General features: G+C 53.5%; 17 protein-coding genes and 2 tRNA genes. 4 read left to right on the plus strand and 15 right to left on the minus strand.

What is annotated here, in order from left to right; translation table 11 throughout:
- Positions 1-58: 58 nt before the first annotated feature.
- Positions 59-340, plus strand: a complete 282-nt coding sequence (gene ppiC, locus GW579_RS22285) for a peptidylprolyl isomerase PpiC (RefSeq protein WP_152324755.1) — start codon at positions 59-61, stop codon at positions 338-340.
- 102 nt (positions 341-442) lie between these two features.
- Here ppiC and ilvC read toward each other — a convergent pair whose 3' ends face one another.
- Positions 443-1,918 (minus strand): ketol-acid reductoisomerase, encoded by a 1,476-nt coding sequence (gene ilvC, locus GW579_RS22290; protein WP_152324754.1) that lies wholly within the window; start codon positions 1,916-1,918, stop codon positions 443-445.
- Between the two features lie 186 nt (positions 1,919-2,104).
- Here ilvC and ilvY point away from each other — a divergent pair, with 186 nt between their 5' ends.
- A complete protein-coding gene (gene ilvY, locus GW579_RS22295) occupies positions 2,105-2,986 on the plus strand; it encodes an HTH-type transcriptional activator IlvY (RefSeq protein ID WP_165061941.1) in 882 nt (293 codons plus the stop codon).
- Between the two features lie 50 nt (positions 2,987-3,036).
- Here ilvY and ilvA read toward each other — a convergent pair whose 3' ends face one another.
- From ilvA to GW579_RS22330, 7 genes are all read right to left on the minus strand, one after another.
- Positions 3,037-4,581, minus strand: a complete 1,545-nt coding sequence (gene ilvA / locus GW579_RS22300; RefSeq protein WP_165061944.1) for a threonine ammonia-lyase, biosynthetic — start codon at positions 4,579-4,581, stop codon at positions 3,037-3,039.
- A gap of 5 nt (positions 4,582-4,586) precedes the next feature.
- The gene (gene ilvD / locus GW579_RS22305) at positions 4,587-6,437 is read right to left on the minus strand and encodes a dihydroxy-acid dehydratase (RefSeq protein ID WP_165061947.1); all 1,851 of its coding nucleotides are present in this window, start codon (positions 6,435-6,437) and stop codon (positions 4,587-4,589) included.
- A gap of 203 nt (positions 6,438-6,640) precedes the next feature.
- On the minus strand, positions 6,641-7,570 hold the full coding sequence (locus GW579_RS22310; protein ID WP_101079475.1) for a branched-chain amino acid transaminase: 930 nt from the start codon (positions 7,568-7,570) through the stop codon (positions 6,641-6,643).
- A 16-nt stretch (positions 7,571-7,586) separates the two neighbouring features.
- Entirely contained in the window at positions 7,587-7,850 is a 264-nt protein-coding gene (gene ilvM / locus GW579_RS22315; RefSeq protein WP_013577547.1) for an acetolactate synthase 2 small subunit, read from the minus strand.
- A complete protein-coding gene (ilvG, locus tag GW579_RS22320) occupies positions 7,847-9,493 on the minus strand; it encodes an acetolactate synthase 2 catalytic subunit (protein WP_165061950.1) in 1,647 nt (548 codons plus the stop codon). The genes ilvM and ilvG overlap by 4 nt, the downstream gene beginning before the upstream one ends.
- 147 nt (positions 9,494-9,640) lie before the next feature.
- Positions 9,641-9,742 carry an ilv operon leader peptide gene (gene ilvL, locus GW579_RS22325; protein ID WP_015699153.1) on the minus strand — a complete coding sequence of 34 codons (102 nt, stop codon included), beginning with the start codon at positions 9,740-9,742 and terminating at the stop codon, positions 9,641-9,643.
- Between the two features lie 132 nt (positions 9,743-9,874).
- Positions 9,875-11,113 carry an MFS transporter gene (locus GW579_RS22330; protein WP_165061953.1) on the minus strand — a complete coding sequence of 413 codons (1,239 nt, stop codon included), beginning with the start codon at positions 11,111-11,113 and terminating at the stop codon, positions 9,875-9,877.
- Positions 11,114-11,480: 367 nt separating this feature from the next.
- On the opposite strand from GW579_RS22330, the gene GW579_RS22335 reads away from it, so the two are divergent.
- Positions 11,481-13,016: a YifB family Mg chelatase-like AAA ATPase gene (locus GW579_RS22335; RefSeq protein WP_152324747.1), complete on the plus strand. Its 1,536-nt coding sequence runs from the start codon at positions 11,481-11,483 to the stop codon at positions 13,014-13,016.
- Positions 13,017-13,041: 25 nt separating this feature from the next.
- Here GW579_RS22335 and GW579_RS22340 read toward each other — a convergent pair whose 3' ends face one another.
- Entirely contained in the window at positions 13,042-13,380 is a 339-nt protein-coding gene (locus GW579_RS22340; RefSeq protein WP_095924170.1) for a MaoP family protein, read from the minus strand.
- A 118-nt stretch (positions 13,381-13,498) separates the two neighbouring features.
- On the opposite strand from GW579_RS22340, the gene hdfR reads away from it, so the two are divergent.
- Complete coding sequence (gene hdfR, locus GW579_RS22345; RefSeq protein ID WP_152324746.1) at positions 13,499-14,323, plus strand: HTH-type transcriptional regulator HdfR; 825 nt, start codon at positions 13,499-13,501, stop codon at positions 14,321-14,323.
- A 12-nt stretch (positions 14,324-14,335) separates the two neighbouring features.
- Here the strand turns inward: hdfR and yjfF are convergent, their stop codons facing one another.
- From yjfF to GW579_RS22375, 6 genes are all read right to left on the minus strand, one after another.
- A complete protein-coding gene (gene yjfF / locus GW579_RS22350) occupies positions 14,336-15,322 on the minus strand; it encodes a galactofuranose ABC transporter, permease protein YjfF (protein WP_165061956.1) in 987 nt (328 codons plus the stop codon).
- Entirely contained in the window at positions 15,322-16,341 is a 1,020-nt protein-coding gene (gene ytfT / locus GW579_RS22355; RefSeq protein ID WP_152324744.1) for a galactofuranose ABC transporter, ATP-binding protein YtfT, read from the minus strand. The genes yjfF and ytfT overlap by 1 nt, the downstream gene beginning before the upstream one ends.
- Before the next feature lie 10 nt (positions 16,342-16,351).
- Positions 16,352-17,833 carry a galactofuranose ABC transporter, ATP-binding protein YtfR gene (gene ytfR, locus GW579_RS22360; RefSeq protein ID WP_206739024.1) on the minus strand — a complete coding sequence of 494 codons (1,482 nt, stop codon included), beginning with the start codon at positions 17,831-17,833 and terminating at the stop codon, positions 16,352-16,354.
- Between the two features lie 110 nt (positions 17,834-17,943).
- Positions 17,944-18,900 carry a galactofuranose ABC transporter, galactofuranose-binding protein YtfQ gene (ytfQ, locus tag GW579_RS22365; protein ID WP_152324742.1) on the minus strand — a complete coding sequence of 319 codons (957 nt, stop codon included), beginning with the start codon at positions 18,898-18,900 and terminating at the stop codon, positions 17,944-17,946.
- A gap of 400 nt (positions 18,901-19,300) precedes the next feature.
- Positions 19,301-19,376, minus strand: a tRNA-Trp gene (locus GW579_RS22370).
- 53 nt (positions 19,377-19,429) lie between these two features.
- Positions 19,430-19,506: transfer RNA gene (locus GW579_RS22375), tRNA-Asp, on the minus strand.
- Between the last annotated feature and the right edge of the window lie 46 nt (positions 19,507-19,552).

Consider the following 19,552-nt stretch of genomic DNA (forward strand, 5'->3'; position numbering starts at 1 on the left):
GGCGTTGCAGATGTTACATTACGCCCCTGGAAACACTCTCGCATAAAAGGTCTCAATCATGGCAAAAACTGCTGCAGCAATGCATATCCTTGTTAAGGAAGAAGCACAGGCGCTCGATATTCTGGAACAACTGAAGAATGGCGGCGATTTCGAAAAACTGGCTAAAAAACATTCTACCTGCCCGTCAGGCAAAAAAGGCGGCCATTTAGGTGAATTCAAGCAAGGCGCAATGGTGCCAGCTTTCGATAAAGTGGTTTTCTCTGCGCCGCTGATCGAGCCACAAGGCCCGCTGCACACGCAGTTCGGTTACCACATCATTAAGATCCTGTACCGCAACTGAGTTACCGTTCCGGCGCAGTAAAAAGAAAGGGCACCGCATTTTCATGCAGTGCCCTTTTTATTTATCTTCCGAAAACCCGGAAGAATTCGAGTAAGAAGAGGATCAGCTCGCTACTGCGATGCGTTTCATATCAGTCATATAACCACGTAAAGTGCGGCCGATTGACTCGATCGGGTGGTTGCGAATCGCTTCGTTAACGTCACGCAGCTGTGCGTTATCGACCTGCGTTTCTGCAACAGATTTGCCCAAATCACCCGCCTGCAGGGTGGTCATAAACTCTTTCAGCAACGGTACTGCGGCATTAGCAAACAGGTAGTTACCGTATTCTGCGGTATCAGAGATAACCACGTTCATTTCGTACAGACGCTTACGCGCAACGGTGTTGGCGATCAGCGGAAGTTCGTGCAGTGATTCGTAGTAAGCAGATTCTTCGATGATGCCGGAAGCCACCATGGTTTCGAAGGCCAGTTCAACGCCTGCTTTAACCATCGCAATCATCACGACGCCGTGATCGAAATATTCCTGCTCAGAAATTTTACCGTCGAACTGTGGTGCGTTTTCGAACGCAGTTGCGCCCGTTTCTTCACGCCAGGTCAGCAGGTTTTTGTCGTCGTTCGCCCAGTCAGCCATCATGCCGCGGGAGAATTCGCCGGAGATGATGTCGTCCATGTGTTTCTGGAACAGCGGCGCCATGATCTCTTTCAGTTGTTCGGACAGCGCATAAGCACGCAGTTTCGCCGGGTTTGACAAACGATCCATCATCAGCGTGATGCCGCCTTGTTTCAGCGCTTCGGTGATGGTTTCCCAGCCGAATTGCAGCAGTTTTTCTGCGTACGCTTCATCCACGCCGTCAGCAACCAGTTTGTCGAAGCACAGCAGAGAACCGGCCTGCAACATACCGCACAGGATAGTCTGCTCGCCCATCAGGTCAGATTTTACTTCTGCAACGAAAGAAGATTGCAGAACACCGGCGCGGTGGCCGCCCGTTGCTGCTGCCCAGGCTTTAGCAATCGCCATGCCCTCGCCTTTCGGGTCGTTTTCCGGGTGAACAGCGATCAGCGTCGGAACGCCGAAACCACGTTTGTATTCTTCACGAACTTCAGTACCCGGACATTTCGGCGCAACCATCACGACGGTGATGTCTTTACGGATTTGCTCGCCCACTTCAACAATGTTGAAGCCGTGTGAGTAACCCAGCGTTGCGCCATCTTTCATCAGAGGCTGAACCGCTTTAACCACAGCGCTGTGCTGTTTGTCTGGCGTCAGGTTAACGACCAGGTCAGCCTGTGGGATCAGTTCTTCGTAAGTGCCGACTTTGAAGCCGTTTTCGGTCGCTTTACGCCATGAAGCACGCTTCTCAGCAATCGCTTCTGCACGCAGGGTGTAGGAAACATCCAGACCGGAATCACGCATGTTCAGACCCTGGTTCAGGCCCTGTGCGCCACAGCCTACAATCACCACTTTTTTACCTTTGAGGTAGCTGGCTTCGTCCGCGAATTCATCGCGACCCATGAAGCGGCATTTGCCCAGTTGTGCCAGCTGCTGACGCAGGTTCAGTGTGTTGAAATAGTTAGCCATGTCTTGCTCCGTTCTATCGAGGTAAGTGCTGTTATTTTTTGTTTCACCGGTGAGCCGGTGAACGCCGTGAATTCACTATATGTCATGCGACACATTGCTTAAATTGATATATTACGAAGATGACGTTGCAAAAAATGCAATATACTTCGTTTGACCTTTGCGTAACTAAAAAGCCGGGACTTCTTTATGGATTTGCGTGATCTGAAACTGTTCTTACATCTGGCGGAAAGCCGCCATTTTGGCCGTTCGTCGAAGGCGATGCATGTCAGCCCGTCTACATTATCGCGCCAGATCCAGCGGCTGGAAGAAGAACTCGGCCAGCCGTTATTTCAGCGTGACAACCGCACTGTGCAACTGACCAGCGCGGGTGAACAGCTCAAAACTTTTGCCCAGCAAACGCTGCTGAGTTACCAGCAACTGCGCAGCGGGCTGGATCAGCATGGCCCGACGCTCAGTGGCGAGCTGCATTTGTTCTGCTCGGTCACCGCTGCGTACAGCCACCTGCCCCCTATTCTTGACCGCTTCCGCGCGCAACATCCGCTGGTCGAAATCAAACTGACCACCGGCGACGCCGCCGACGCGGTCGAAAAAGTTCAGTCCACCGAAGCGGACCTGGGGATTGCAGGCCGCCCGGAAAGTCTGCCGGGCAGTGTCGATTTCACGCAGATCGGCGAAATCCCGATGATCCTGATTTCCCCGTCTCTGCCGGGCGCGGTGCGAACGCAAGTCAGCGTGCCACATCCCGACTGGTCACAGATTCCGTTTATCCTGCCGGAACATGGCCCGGCGCGAAAACGTATCGACATCTGGTTCAAACGAAACCGTCTGAGCAACCCGCTGATTTACGCCACGGTGTCCGGCCACGAAGCCATTGTGTCGATGGTCGCGCTCGGTTGCGGCATCGCACTCATCCCTTCGGTAGTAGTCGATAACAGCCCGGAACCGGTTCGCAACCGCATTTCTGTTCTGGATAACGTCACGCTCGGCGCGCCGCTGGAACTGGGCGTCTGCGTGCAGAAAAAACGGCTGAACGAACCCCTGATCGAGGCGTTCTGGCAATTACTCTGAGCGTCTCAGGATAAAAAAAACGGGACACTTTTAAGGTGCCCCGTTTGATTTTAGCCCGCCAGGAAGAAGCGGAACGCCGGATTATCACTTTCGTTGTGACAGTCATAGCCCAGCGCCGTCAGGTTCTGTTCGAACTCCGGCTCTTGTTCGTTCAGCTCAAACGCCGCCAGCACGCGACCAAAATCAGTGCCGTGGCTGCGGTAATGGAACAGTGAAATATTCCAGTGCGTGCCCAGCGTATGCAGGAATTTCAGCAAAGCACCCGGGGATTCCGGGAATTCAAAGCTGTAAAGCCGCTCACGCAGAGGTTTGGTCGGACGCCCGCCCACCATATAACGCACGTGAAGTTTCGCCATTTCATCGTCGGACAAATCCACAACCTGATAACCGTCGTGGTTCAGTTCGTCGATAATTTCCTGACGTTCTGCGTGACCGCGCGTCAGACGTACACCCACGAAAATGCAGGCATTGTCCGCATCGGCATAACGGTAGTTAAACTCCGTCACCGAACGGCCACCCAGCAGCTGACAGAATTTCAGGAAGCTGCCTTTGCGCTCAGGGATAGTCACCGCCAGCAGTGCTTCGCGTTGTTCGCCCAGCTCGCAGCGTTCTGACACATAACGCAGACCGTGGAAATTGACGTTCGCGCCAGAAAGCACATGCGCCAGACGCTCGCCCTGAATGTTGTGCTGCTGCACGTATTTCTTCAGCCCCGCCAGCGCCAGCGCGCCGGAAGGTTCTGCAATCGCACGCACATCTTCGAACAAATCTTTCACCGCCGCGCAGATAGAATCGCTGTCGACAGTGATCACGTCATCGAGATATTCGCGGCACAGACGGAAGGTTTCGTTGCCAATACGTTTCACCGCCACGCCTTCGGCGAACAAGCCGACACGCGCCAGATCCACCGGTTCACCGGCGTCCATCGCCGCACGCAGACAGGCAGAATCTTCGGCTTCGACGCCGATCACCTGAATCTGCGGCATCAGCTGTTTGATAAGCACCGCCACACCGGCGGCCAGACCACCGCCGCCGACGGGAACAAAAACGCGATCCAAATGCGCATCCTGTTGCAGCAGTTCCATCGCCAGCGTGCCTTGTCCGGCGATCACCGCCGGATGGTCAAACGGCGGCACAAAGGTCATGCCCTGCTTTTGCGAAAGCTCAATAGCTTTGCCTTTGGCTTCGTCGAAATTCGCGCCAAACAGCAGGACTTCGCCGCCGAAATTACGCACCGCATCAACTTTGATATCCGCAGTCGCCACCGGCATCACAATCAGAGATTTGATGCCTTTTTTGGTGGCTGAAAGCGCGACACCCTGGGCATGGTTGCCCGCTGACGCCGTAACGACGCCGCGTGCAGCCTGTTCTTCGGTCAGGCTGGCAATCATCGAATACGCACCGCGTAGTTTAAAACTGTGAACAGCCTGGCGGTCTTCCCTCTTCACCAGAATGGTGTTACCCAGCCGGGAAGAGATTTTTTCCATGACCTGCAAAGGCGTCACCTGCGCGACTTCATAAACCGGCGCACGCAGCACGGCACGCAGATATTCTGCGCCGCACGGCTGGTCGGGTAAAGGTTGTGATACCGCCATGACTGTCAGCCTCCCAGCTTAGACTTGTCGCGTACTGCGCCTTTGTCCGCACTGGTCGCCAGCAATGCATAAGCACGCAGCGCCAGAGAAACCACACGTTCACGGTTCTTAGGCGTCCAGGCTTTATCGCCGCGTGCCAGTTCGGCTTCGTGACGCGCTGCCAGTTCCGCCGCCGGAACGTCCAGCACCATTTTGCGGTTTGGAATGTCGATGTCGATGATGTCGCCATCTTCAACCAGTGCAATCAGGCCGCCGCTGCCCGCTTCGGGAGAAACGTGGCCGATGGACAGACCGGACGTCCCGCCGGAGAAACGACCATCGGTGATCAGCGCACACTCTTTACCCAGCCCCATGGATTTCAGATACGTGGTCGGATACAGCATTTCCTGCATGCCAGGCCCGCCTTTTGGCCCTTCGTAGCGGATAACGACCACGTCGCCGGAAACCACTTTACCGCCGAGAATCGCTTCAACTGCGCTGTCCTGGCTCTCATAAACCTTGGCCGGCCCCCGGAACGTCAGGTTGGATTCATCCACGCCTGCGGTTTTAACGATACTGCCCGCTTCGGCGATATTGCCGTAAAGCACAGCCAGACCGCCGTCTTTGCTGAACGCATGTTCCAGAGAGCGGATACAGCCTTCGGCGCGGTCATCATCGAGTGTGTCCCAGCGGCAATCTTGTGAGAATGCCTGTGTGGTACGGATGCCTGCCGGACCGGCGCGGAACATTTTTTTCACCGCTTCGTCCTGGGTCAGCATGATGTCGTACTGATCCAGCGTCTGGTTCAGGGTCAGACCGAGAATATTTTTTACGTCGCGGTTCAGAAGGTTGGCGCGATCCAGTTCGCCCAGAATCGCCAGTACGCCACCGGCGCGGTGAACGTCTTCCATGTGATATTTCTGGGTGCTTGGCGCAACCTTACACAGATGCGGTACTTTGCGTGACAGACGGTCGATGTCGGTCATGTCGAAGTCGATTTCGCCTTCCTGCGCTGCCGCTAACAGATGCAGAACGGTGTTGGTGGAGCCGCCCATCGCGATATCCAGCGTCATGGCGTTTTCGAATGCGGCTTTGCTGGCGATGCTGCGCGGTAAGGCGCTGGTGTCATCCTGCTCGTAATAACGCTTGGTCAGCTCAACGATGCGGCGACCGGCGTTCAGGAACAGGTCACGGCGATCCGCGTGAGTGGCCAGCAATGAACCGTTACCCGGCTGAGAAAGACCCAAAGCTTCGGTCAGACAGTTCATGGAGTTAGCGGTAAACATACCGGAACAGGAACCGCAGGTCGGACAGGCAGAACGTTCAATTTGCTCGCTGTCGGCATCGCTGACGTTCGGGTTTGCGCCCTGAATCATCGCATCAACCAGGTCGAGTTTGATGATTTTGTCAGACAACTTGGTTTTACCGGCTTCCATCGGACCGCCGGAAACGAAGATCACCGGAATGTTCAGGCGCAGTGACGCCATCAGCATTCCCGGGGTGATTTTGTCGCAGTTGGAAATGCAGACCATGGCATCGGCGCAGTGCGCGTTAACCATGTATTCCACCGAGTCTGCGATCAGCTCGCGTGAAGGCAGTGAATACAGCATGCCGCCATGGCCCATGGCGATCCCGTCATCCACGGCGATAGTGTTGAACTCTTTCGCCACGCCGCCGGACGCTTCTATTTGCTCGGCAACCAGTTTACCCAAATCACGCAAATGCACGTGGCCCGGTACGAACTGGGTGAAGGAGTTGACGACGGCAATAATGGGCTTGCCGAAATCGTTATCGGTCATGCCGGTGGCACGCCATAAAGCGCGGGCACCCGCCATATTGCGGCCATGGGTCGTGGTGTGGGAACGGTACTTAGGCATGCTCTGTTCACTCCAAATCATTTCTGTTTAGCAGGCAGCGAAATCGCTACCTGCTGAATTTCTTATTTATCCTCATCATTACCCTAAATCATTCGGGTTGCATCAAGGCGGCAACTGAATGAATCCCCGGGAGCTTACTCAGGTAAGTGACCGGGGTGAATAAAGGCAGCCAACGCAGAAGCAGCCTGAAGGATGACGGGTAATTACTGTGGGTTGATTGGATCCAGCCAACCCCATTTGTCTTCGGTTTTGCCGGTGAACAGGCCGAAGAATGCATCCTGAATTTGTTTGGTGACCGGACCACGTTTGCCGATGCCAACCTGAATGCCGTCAACGCTGCGAACCGGTGTGATTTCTGCGGCAGTACCGGACATGAAGACTTCATCGGCCAGGTAAAGGGATTCGCGGGACAGAACCTGCTCGCGAACTTCCAGCCCCATATCTTTCGCCAGTTTAATAATAGCGTCACGGGTGATTCCCGGCAGAGCGGAAGAGGTAAACGGAGGTGTAAACAGAATGCCGTCTTTTACTTCGAACAGGTTTTCGCCCGCACCTTCAGAGACATAACCGTGAACGTCGAGCGCAATACCTTCCTGATAGCCGTGGCGACGCGCTTCGCTACCGACCAGCAATGAAGAAAGGTAGTTACCGCCGGCTTTCGCAGCAGTTGGAATAGTATTGGCTGCCACGCGGTTCCAGGAGGACACCATCGCATCGATGCCCTGCTCCAGCGCTTCTTCACCCAGATACGCGCCCCACGGGAAGGCCGCGATGATCACGTCAGTTTTGTAGCCGTCCGGCGGGTTAACGCCCATACCGACATCGCCAACAAACACCAGCGGACGGATATACGCGCTGACCAGATTGTTTTTGCGCAGAGTTTCGCGGCAAGCCTCCATCAGCTCATCCACGCTCTGAGAAACCGGCATACGGTAGATTTTTGCGGAATCGCGCAGACGCTGCATGTGTTCACGGTGGCGGAATACGACGGGGCCTTTATGGGAGTCGTAGCAACGCACGCCTTCAAATACGGAAGTGCCATAATGCAGTGCGTGTGACATGACGTGAACTTTTGCTTCTGCCCACGGAACCATCTCGCCATTGAACCAAATGTAATCAGCTTTCTTCGTCATTCTCTCGTTCCTTTACTCACGCATTCGCGCGTATTTGTTGTGATGTATGTTGCTGGATCTCGACACAAGCGACATCCATAAGTTTGCGTAACTGTGAAGACAGTAAATCTACCGGGCGCTGGCTGGCAACGGTCAATTCGATATTTATATTTTCCGCATTGACCATCGGGGTCATGTTCATTGCGCACACCTGAAAACCACGGTGGCGAACAACGCGTAATACGCGTTCTAACATTTCAGGGCGGAAACGGGCCTGGATTGAGACGTTATGCTGCATCATGACATTTTCTCCAACATGGTTTCGTTGCCTGCGCCCGGTGGAACCAGTGGCCAGACATTCTCATTTTCGTCGATGGAAACCTGAAGCAAATACGGGCCTTCGCTGGTGAAGAATGCGTCCAGAGCGGCATCGACTTGGTCTTTACGGTGGATACGCTGGCCGGGGATATTGAATGCGCTGGCCAGCGTCACAAAATCAGGATTATCAGAAAGGTTGGTTTCACTAAAACGTCCGTCGAAGAACAGTTCCTGCCACTGTCGTACCATCCCTAACCGCTGGTTATCCAGCAACAGGATTTTGACGGGCAGCTGTTTTCGCTTGATGGTGCCCAGTTCCTGAACGTTCATCATGAACGAGCCGTCACCGGAAACGCAGATCACCATGTCGTCCGGGCGGGCAACCTGTGCGCCAACGGCAGCCGGAACGCCAAAGCCCATCGTGCCCAGACCGCTGGAGGTGATGAAGTTTTCCGGGCGGCTGAACTGCATGTGCTGCGCGGTCCACATCTGGTGCTGACCGACATCGGTGGTGACAACGGTACTGGCAGATTTGCGATCGGAGATTTGTTTCAGTAACAGCGGTGCATAAATCGCTTCGCCCGGATGGTCATAGCGCCATTCACCCTGCGCTTTCAGCGTCATCACTTCATCACGCCATGCGCTGATGTTCAGCGGTTGTTGCAGTGCAGGTAACAGAGAATTCAAATCACCCTGCAACGCGACGTGCGCCTGACGCAGTTTGTTCAGTTCCGCCGGATCGATATCCATGTGGATAACGGCCGCGTTTGGCGCGAAGGTATTCAGTTTGCCTGTCACCCGGTCATCAAAACGCGCACCGACCGCAATCAGTAAATCGCAGGACTGAACCGCCAGATTAGCGGCTTTGGTGCCGTGCATACCCAGCATTCCCAGATAACACGGGTCAGTCTCATCCGGTGCGCCCAGCCCTTTCAGGGTGGCTACCGCCGGCATGCCCGTTGCTGAGATGAAGTCACGTAAAGCCGGCACCGCCTGAGCCATACCGACACCGCCGCCGACGTAGATCATCGGTTTTTGCGACGCGGCGATCATCGCGCTGGCTTGTTGCAGTTCAGCTGCCGGATGCGGGAAGGTTTCTTCTACCGCCAGCAGATGCGGCGGTAATTCGCCGGTCGCCAGCTGAATATCTTTCGGGATGTCGATCAGAACCGGGCCCGGACGCCCGGAAGTGGCGATGGCAAAAGCTTCCGCCATGATTTCCGGCAGCGCGTCCAGCGATTCAACCAGGAAGCTGTGTTTGGTACAGGCCAGAGATAAACCTAAAACGTCGATTTCCTGGAAGGCGTCGGTACCGATGAATGCGGAACCGACCTGACCGGTGATAGCCACCAGCGGAACGGAATCGAGCAGCGCGTCAGCCAGACCAGTGATCAGGTTGGTCGCACCAGGCCCGGAAGTGGCGATACAAACGCCGACTTTTCCGGTAGAACGGGCATAGCCGATGGCGGCCATTGCGGCGCCCTGCTCGTGCCGGCACAACAGGTGTTCCACGCCGCCGTCATACAATGCATCGTATACCGGCATGATTGCCCCGCCAGGATAACCAAATACTGTATTTACACCCTGCGCACGCAACGCTTGTACTACCCACTGTGCTCCGTTCATCTTTATTCTCCTGCCTTTTTGCGACAAGTGCAGAATATTATGCTGTTGCTCATTTTCCGACCCCGCTTCACTGTTCTCTGAAATACCTGACCCAAAAAAAAACCCCGGACCTTTCGGTGCGGGGTTTCTTTTCAGGTTCAGGCTTGTTTAATAAGCCTTTCTTCGTCCAAGTGCAGCCCCGCACGGTGGGATAATAATCACCACCACGCTAATCACGACTAGGCTAACTACGAGGAGAAGGGCTTTCATTTTTAGGTTTCTAAAATTCATATTGCGAACGATTGCCTACAGAGTTATCACAGTAATGCGTTTAATGACAACACTTTTCTTGCGTTATTATTTGCGACGCGCTGCACAATCCGGCAAAAATAATCTGAAAAATCAAACCTTAGCAGGCTGATCCGTTCTCTGATTATTTATTGCTCCCGTTATCGCTTTTCCGCGCGTATCTCGCCCGAATGCAACAAGTACAGAAATCACGATCGCCACCGTCCCGGCGACAATCGCCATCGCCAGCCCGTAGTTATGTCCGTGACTTTCGGCAATGCCTGCCTGCAATGTCGCATTGACCGACGCCAGCAAATTCCCGAGCTGATAAACAAATCCGGGCAATACAGCGCGAGTGTTCGCAGGCACCAGCTCAGTGAGATAAGACGGCACCACGCCCCACGCACCCTGCACCATAAACTGCATCAGGAAAGCCCCCAGGCCGATGGTCCAGGTTCCGCTGGAAAATGCCCACAACGGGATCACCGGCAATGACAGTAAGGCTGCGATAATAATGGCTTTTTTACGACCAATCTTCTCTGAAAGCGTACCGAAGAAGATACCGCCGATGATCGACGCAATGGTGTAACCGATAGCAATCAAGCTGACCGTATGTGCATCAAAACCGTGCTGAACTTTCAGGAATGACGGGTAGAGATCCTGCGTTCCGTGGCTGAAGAAATTGAAGGCCGCCATCAGGACGACCAGATAAACACAAAGTTTCCAGTGTGATTTGAGCACTGGCAATAGCGCGGTGCTTTCCTTGCGTTCACGGGCAGCAAGCCAGACCGGCGATTCCTGCACCTTAAACCAGATGAAAGGCAGCAGGAAAATCGGCACAGCGCCGATGACAAACATTCCGCGCCAGCCGACCATCTCCGAAAACAGCCCGTAAACCACCGCGGCCAGCAGATACCCGAACGGATAACCGGCCTGAAAAATACCGGACATCATGCCGCGCGAACGGTCAGGAATGGTTTCCATCGCCAGTGAAGAAGCCACACCCCACACACCACCCATCGCCACGCCATAAATCACACGCAGGATCAGGAAAATGCTCAGGGACGGCGCCGCTGCGGTGCAGAGTTCAAATACGGAAAAGCAGGCAATATTCACCATCAGCACCGGTTTACGTCCGTATTTTTCTGCGGCCCGCCCGAACACCAGCGCGCCGATGGGCCGCACCGCTAGTGTCAGCAAAATCGCCAGCGTGACTTCTTTGATATCGACATGAAAGGCTGTCGCTATGTCACTAAGAAGAAAGACTAAAATGAAGAAATCGAAAGCATCGAGCGTCCAGCTTAAAAAGCTGGCGATGGCAACATTACGCTGCCGGGAGGTCCAACCAAACATGGGTTTATCCCTATTCCGGAATAGCTGTAGGCAGTGCTCTCACTGAACTGTTCCGGAAAATCCTCAGCGAGGCAGAGAGATGTTAATCAATGATTGATATTTGTTTCTTTATTGTTAAATACATAAAGATTAAACACCTCAGCCTGTATAAACAGCAACTTAATTAGCCCGCTAATTTGTTTCCGAAGACCTCAATTTGTTAAGGAGTATTACCGCCAGTGCGGCGCACCACGCACTGCCGCATTGCAACCTGATAATCCCGCGAGTCTTTTTACGTGACGCTGCGCATTTGGCAGATCTTCTTCACAAAATCGTTACCGACTGCGTCATGCTGCCTTTCAGGAAAATTCACAGCCAAGGAAGAAGTATGTCATTAGCCGTGGTGTATACCCGCGCATCACTGGGTGTTCAGGCTCCGGGTGTCTCCGTTGAAGTGCATATCAGTAATGGCTTACCGGCCCTGACGCTGGTCGGCCTGCCCGAAACCACCGTCAAAGAGGCCAGAGATCGAGTCCGCAGCGCCATCATCAACTGTGGTTTCAGTTTTCCTCCCAAGCGGATTACGGTGAATCTCGCCCCTGCCGACTTGCCCAAAGAAGGTGGCCGGTATGATTTATCTATCGCGCTGGCGATTCTGGTGGCCTCTGAACAGCTTAGAGGCGACAGGCTGGTGAAATATGAGTTTTTGGGAGAACTGGGACTTTCAGGCGCTTTGCGCAGCGTTAACGGCGCAATTCCTGCGGCGCTCGAAGCGCAGAAAGAAGGCCGGATTTTAATTTTGCCGCAAGCCAATCAGTCCGAAATGACGCTGCTTGATCCCGGCGTCGCTAATATTGCAGGACATCTGTTACAGGTTTGTGCTTTTTTGCAGGGCGAGGACAGCCTGCCGGCGATTGAATATCCACCCGTTGCGCCGGAACCTGCCTGCCAGCCTGACATCGCCGATATCATTGGTCAGGAGCAGTCAAAACGCGCACTGGAGGTCGCCGCCGCCGGAGGCCATAACTTATTGCTTATCGGACCGCCCGGCACCGGGAAAACCATGCTGGCGAGCCGTTTGCCGGGCTTACTTCCCCCGCTCAGTAACGAAGAAAAGCTCGAAACCGCCGCGATCGCCAGCCTGGTGTATAACCCGGAAGATGACGGTGAGTTTTCTCGTGTACGGCCTTTCAGGGCGCCACATCACAGTACGTCAATTAGCGCGCTGGTCGGCGGGGGTTCGCTGCCTAAGCCGGGAGAAATTTCACTGGCCCACAATGGCGTCCTGTTTCTAGACGAGCTTCCGGAATTCCAGCGTCAGGTGCTGGATGCTTTGCGCCAGCCGATGGAATCGGGCGAAATCACGATCTCCCGGGCGCGGGCAAAAGTCCGTTATCCGGCCAGAGCCCAGCTGATTGCAGCGATGAATCCCAGCCCTACCGGACACTATCAGGGGATCCACAACCGCACGCCCCCGCAGCAGGTTTTACGCTATCTGGGCAGGCTTTCCGGCCCTTTCCTGGACCGGTTTGATTTATCCATTGAAGTGCCACTGTTGCCGCCTGGAATTTTAAGCCAGCAAAACCATACGCCGACAGCACGGGAAAGCAGTGCGCAGGTTCGGGAACGGGTATTAGCCGCACGGGAGATTCAGCTGAAACGCGCGGGGAAAATCAATGCGAGGCTGAACAGCAGCGAAGTCGAAATTTACTGCGTTTTAAAAAAAACGGATGCGGAATTTCTGGAAGAGGTTCTGCATAAACTGGGATTGTCGGTTAGGGCGTGGCACCGGATCCTGAAAGTTGCGCGAACATTAGCCGATTTAGAGGGGAAAGAATCGATTGAACGAAAACATATTTCTGAGGCGCTGAGCTATCGCACCATGGATAGGCTATTGTTAACTTTACATAAGAATCTGGCATAAAAAAACGGGGCATCGCCCCGTTTCATTAGTCGTCGCTTTCCGTATAGTCTTCTACAGCATCGGCCTGCGGTTTGCCGCCGGACAGCGTGTGGAATTTCTTCGGACGACGGGTGCGGACAATATATTTGTTCCACACTTTTTCTGCATCTGTCACAGGTTCGCGCGTACCCCGGCAAACCTCCAGGAACAGCTTTTCTTCGTCGGTAACGGGCTCACGTTTCCCCAGATCCAGCTCATTAAAAGCAAAGCCGTAACGTTCTAGCATTTGCGCTTCTTTAATGGTGAAATCGCCATGCCGGGAGAACCCGCGAGGGTAATGTTTATTATCAAAAAAACGATTTGTCGTGGTGAAGCTTTCCGCCATCTGACACGCTCCTAATTCTCTCATGGTCGTGCTGTTATGGCGCGGAGTATTAGTTAGGCTTGACATTGTGTAAAACAAAACATTTAAATCTTAACGACAAAAATTATTGGAGATAGTTTTGGACACGGAATTACTGAAAACCTTTTTGGAGGTCAGTAGAACTCGCCACTTTGGTCGGGCGGCGGAATCCCTTTATCTGACGCAATCGGCTGTCAGCTTTCGTATCCGGCAACTGGAAACCCAACTTGGCGCTAATTTGTTCACGCGGCATCGCAATAACATCCGCTTAACGCCCGCAGGAGAACGCCTGCTGCCCTATGCCGAGAATCTGATGTCTACGTGGCAAATGGCGAAAAAAGAGGTTGTACGCTCGTTACAGCACACAGAATTGTCAATTGGCGCTACGGCATCGCTTTGGGAAGCCTATCTGACACCCTGGATGCAGTCGCTTTACACCCAACGTGACACGCTGAGGCTCGAAGCGCGCATCGCTTTACGCCAGTCACTGGTAAAACAATTGCATGAAAGACAACTGGATTTGCTGATCACCACTGAACCCCCCAAGATGGATGAACTGTCGAGCCAGCTTCTGGGTAATTTCTCGTTACGACTTTTTTCATCGAAGAAAACGGTCAGAGGGGAACAAACGCCTTACGTGAAACTGGAATGGGGCGCAGATTTTCCACAGCAGGAAAAGCTGCAAAACAGCGATCAGGAACCGGTGCTGACCACAACGTCTGCACAACTGACGCGTCAGTTGCTGGAAAATACCGGTGGCTGCGCTTTTCTGCCAGCGCATTGGGCGAAAGAATATCCGCAGCTCGCCGCGCACGAAGATGTTCCGCCGGTGATCCGCCCGTTGTACGCCGTTTGGCTGCAAAACAGCGATCAGCAGGTTCTGATCCGTCAGTTACTCAAAACACCGCTGATCACTAACTTCTGATGCCGTCCTGACTCAGGACGGCTCTGGTCGTGGATGGCGTGCCCTTCTGGCAGTCCAGAAGGTGCCCATGCCTTTTTGCAGTGCGATAAAGATAAACAGCAAAACTCCCATGACGATTTTCGTCCACCATGAACTGAGCGTGCCATCAAACGTGATGTAAGTCTGGATAAGCCCCTGAATTAAGACGCCGAACAAACTTCCCAGCACCGTTCCCACACCGCCGCTCAAGAGTGTGCCGCCAATGACGACGGACGCAATTGCATCAAGCTCAACGCCGCTGGCCGCCAGCGCATACCCCGCTGACGTGTAGAGCGAGAAGATGATCCCCGATAACACCGCCAGCGTACTCGACAACATGTAGATATAAATCGTTGTGCGTCTGACGGGAACGCCCATCAGCGCCGCGGACACATTGCTGCCGCCCACGGCATAGACGTTGTTACCGAAACGCGTACGGTGAGCCAGAATGATGCCGCCAAAGACCACCAGCAGCATGACCAGAGCCAGCAGAGTAAAACGGCCACCTCCGGGCATTTTCCAGGCGTAATTGGCAAGAAAATCGTAAACCGGATGGTTAATCGGCAGAGATTCCTCTGAGACGATAAAGCTCATGCCGCGCACAAAAAACATCCCCGCCAGCGTGATGATGAAAGCAGGCAATTTCAGCGTATCAATAATCCAGCCCATCAGCGCACCAAACAGCGCCCCCATCAGAAGCACAATGACAAACGCATAACCCGGCGCGACGCCGTACGTGCCTATCAGTTTCGCCAGCAACACGCCCGTAAAAGCGATAACAGATCCCACGGACAGGTCGATACCGCCGGAGAGGATCACGAAGGTCATCCCGACGGCTACGATGCCGAGGAAGGCGTTATCTGTCAGTAAATCAAAGAAGACACGCGTGGAGGCGAATCCGGGAAACTGGGTGAAGCAATACCCATATCCGGCCAGAAACACCACGATAGTAATCAGCAGGGGCAGATTTCTTTTAAGCATTATCCCTTTCTCCGGAACAGATTACTGAGCGAGACGCGGGGCGACTGAACCACCAGGACGGCAAGAACCACCAGAGCTTTGAGCACCAGATTAAACTCGGGTTTAAAGCCTGAAAGCAGAATACCGGTGTTCATTCCCTGAATGATCAGCGCTCCGACCACCGAAAGAAGCAGGTTAAAACGTCCGCCCAGCAGCGAACCGCCGCCGATGACAACGGCGAGAATGGCGTCCAGCTCTAGCCATAATCCGGCGTTGTTGGCATCGGCACCCCGGATATCCGCCGTGACAATGACGCCCGCGACTGCCGCGCATATCCCGCAAACAACGTAGGTTGAAATGAGCACCAGGCGCGCATTCACACCGGCGTTATAGGCAGAGCGGATATTGATGCCGACAGATTCGATAAACAGCCCGAGTGCAGTTTTACGCGTGAGCGCCCAGACCAGTATCAGCATGACGGCAGCAATAATCACCGGCATCGGAAGATAGAACAAAGAACCGCTGCCAAATTGCGACAAACCGTTGTGTTCAAACGTGACGATCTGCCCTTCTGTAATCAGCTGCGCGATACCCCTTCCGGCGACCATCAGCATCAGTGTGGCTACAATCGGCTGTATTTGCAGGACAGCGACCAGAAATCCATTCCATAAGCCACATATCGCTCCGACGCCCACGGATGCCAGCAACACCATCGTCAGCGGATATCCCTGAACGGTCATGGTCGCTGCTGTCGCGCCCGCGATCGCCATCACCGCGCCGACGGACAGGTCGATACCGCCGGTGGCGATAACCAGCGTCATCCCCAGGGCCAGTAAAGCGACGGGCGCGCCGCGATTGAATATGTCTACCAGGCTGCCAAACAGGCGGCCATCCTGAATATGGATGGAGAAAAAGCCCGGTGCGACCAGACTGTCGATCAGTAATATTGCGACAAAAGCGCCAATTTGCGTGGCACCTTTGGGAAACACAAATCTTACTTTGCGCGGCCTTCCTGTCATCGGCAGACTCCTGTTACTCATCGGTATCTCCTCATTGAGCCGCGATGGCTTTCATAATGGCGGGCACGGAGATCTCGGCCTGCTCAATTTCAGCAACATGACGACGATCGCGCAGTACCACGATACGGTCGGCGTAACCCGCCAGCTCCTCCAGCTCAGAGGAAATGACCAGCAGCGCCAATCCTTCATCACAAAGCTTTTCAATCAGGCGAATAATTTCCGCATGCGCGCCGACATCAATCCCGCGAGTGGGTTCATCGAGAATAAGAAAGCGGGGATTGGTCGCAAGCCAGCGGGAAAGCAGGACTTTTTGCTGATTGCCTCCAGAAAGATACTGAATTTCCTGCTCGGTGCCGGGCGTGCGGATACCCAGGAGTTTGATAAACTTTTCGGCAATCTGATGCTGTTCTTTCATCGGTAAAGGACGCAGCCAGCCACGCCGGGCCTGCAACGCCAGAATGATATTTTCGCGAACCGTTGCCGCACCAATAATCCCGTCGGTTTTGCGATCTTCAGGGCAATAGCCAAAACCGAGCTTCGCCGCTTTTCGTGGTGTATTGATCGTTTCCGCACGGCCTTCAACCTGCGCATTACCGCTGTCATGGCCTTTAATGCCAAAAATCAGCTGAGCAGTTTCCGTGCGGCCAGAACCCAGTAGCCCGGCCAGCCCGACGATTTCTCCACGACGAACTTTCAGATCGAAATGTTCAACCACGCCACGACGACCATAATCTTTGAAATCAACCAATGGCTCGCCTGTGACATTCCGGTGTTCGGTGCGTTTAAGCAGGCTTTCATCAAAGCTGTGCCCAAGCATCATCGGTACCAGATCGATACGGGGCAGATCGACAGTACGTTCAGATCCCACCCGTTTGCCGTTGCGTAAAACCGTTATCCGGTCGCTGATCCGATACACCTGATCGAGGAAATGCGTCACGAAGATCATCCCCACGCCTTTGTTGCGCAGCTGAACAAGAATATCGAGCAGCATACTGACTTCTTTGGCATCAAGACTGGCGGTGGGCTCATCAAGGATCAGCACTTGCGCAGAGAGGTCCACCGCCCGGGCAATGGCCACGATCTGCTGGATAGCGATGGAATAAGTGGAAAGAGGCTGGCTGACATCCAGATGCAGCCCATAGCCTTCCAGAAGCGCTTCGGCCTGTTGCTCCATTTTGCGCTGATGGACCAGTCCGAAGCGGGTCGGTTCTCGCCCGATGAAGAGATTCGCGGCAACGGAGATATTCGGCAGAAGGTTAACTTCCTGATAGACCGTGCCAATCCCCAGCGACTGTGCGTCTGCGGTATTCACTGGTTCGATGGATTTTCCATTGAGAAAGACCTGACCTGCGGAGCGTTTATAAACGCCGGTCAGCGCTTTAATCATTGTGGATTTACCGGCACCATTTTCCCCCAAAAGTGCAACGATTTCGCCACATTCGAGTGTGAAGTCGACATTTTCAAGCGCCTTTACGCCGGGGAATTCAACTGACAAGCCGCGCACTTCAAGCAGCGTTATTGAATCTGGATTATCCGTCACGTCACTACTCCTGCTGCATTCGCCAGCGGCGAAAAGGGAATAATTTTTACCGGCTTGTCCGTGAGACAAGCCGGTAAACCGGCTTAATAACCCATGTCTTTTTTCATGTCGTATTCTTTCTGAGCCATATCAGGCAGGATTAAAGCGGACTGAGTCTGGATGAATTTCTTAGGCTGAGTACCGTCTTTTTTCATCGCGATCAGCGCATCAAATGCCGGGCCTGCCATGTTAGGGGTCAGCTCAACAGAGGCATTCGCTTCACCGGCTAACATCGCTTTATAGATGTCAGGAACCCCATCGATGGAAACGATTTTGATCTGCGAACCCGGTTTCAGACCGGCTTCTTTAATGGCCTGAATCGCACCGATTGCCATATCATCGTTATGGGCATAAACAGCACAAATGTTCTTGCCGTTTTGTTCAGCCTTAATGAAGCTTTCCATGACTTCTTTACCTTTACTGCGGGTGAAGTCGCCAGACTGGGAACGGATAATTTTGACGTTTGGTGCCGCTTTGAGTGCATCGGCAAAACCTTGTTTACGGTTTAAAGCAACACTTGCACCGACGGTTCCCTGTAATTCCACGACGTTACAAGGTTTACCCGCGACTTCTTTTACCAGCCAGTCACCGGCCACTTTACCCTCGTAAACGCTGTCTGAAGCGACCGCAGCGGTGTAAAGCGTCGGATCACTGACTTCGATAGTGCGGTCCAGCAGAAATACCGGGATCTTGGCTTCTTTGGCCTCAGTCAGAACAGGAGCCCAGCCGGTTGCGACAACAGGCGCGATGAAGATCGCATCAACACCTTGTGCGATAAAGGAACGTATCGCTTTGATTTGGTTCTCTTGTTTCTGCTGGGCATCAGCAATTTTCAGTGTAATGCCGCGTTTTTCTGCCTCTGATTTAGATACTTTAGTTTCAGCAGAACGCCACCCGGACTCAGAACCGATCTGCGAAAATCCCACAACCAGAGGAGCTGCCTGCGCCGCCCCACAAAGTGTTGTTGCAACTGCTGCTGCCACTAATAAGCGTTTATACATGTCTTTTTCCTCGCGTGTAGTCTGAGCTACTTTTTGTTATGACTCGTTGGGTACGGCCAGGATTTTCATCCAGCAAACGTATTCCTTCATTGCGACAAAGATGCTTTAAAAAGGAGGAAAACGTATTGTCAGGATCGGGTCATCGTCATCGGACGATGATTAGGTTTAGTACACTGGGAAAATGGGAGCATGAGCGGTGTCACATACGAGGATAACAATCATTTAGTGCATGTATTTAGCCGAAACATGACAAAAAACAACCAGAAAACGGGGAAGGATTGAGCATTAATGGTGCAAAATTTTAGCAAAACGAGGATTAAATCACAGTTGTATGGACAATGAGGAAAGTCAGAGAGGCATATAACAAAAAAGCCCCTCGCTTTCGCGAAGGGCTTTAATATGGCAGGGGCGGAGAGACTCGAACTCGCGACACCCGGTTTTGGAGACCGGTGCTCTACCAACTGAGCTACGCCCCTATATTACGCTTACTATTATGCCTGCTAATTTAGCAGGCATAATATTTAATAATTGGCGGAACGGACGGGGCTCGAACCCGCGACCCCCTGCGTGACAGGCAGGTATTCTAACCAACTGAACTACCGCTCCACCGGTTCTTTCACTCATATCAGCAATCGTCTGATACAAGTTTGTT

The organism is Rahnella contaminans, assembly GCF_011065485.1.
Taxonomy (GTDB): Bacteria; Pseudomonadota; Gammaproteobacteria; order Enterobacterales; family Enterobacteriaceae; genus Rahnella; species Rahnella contaminans.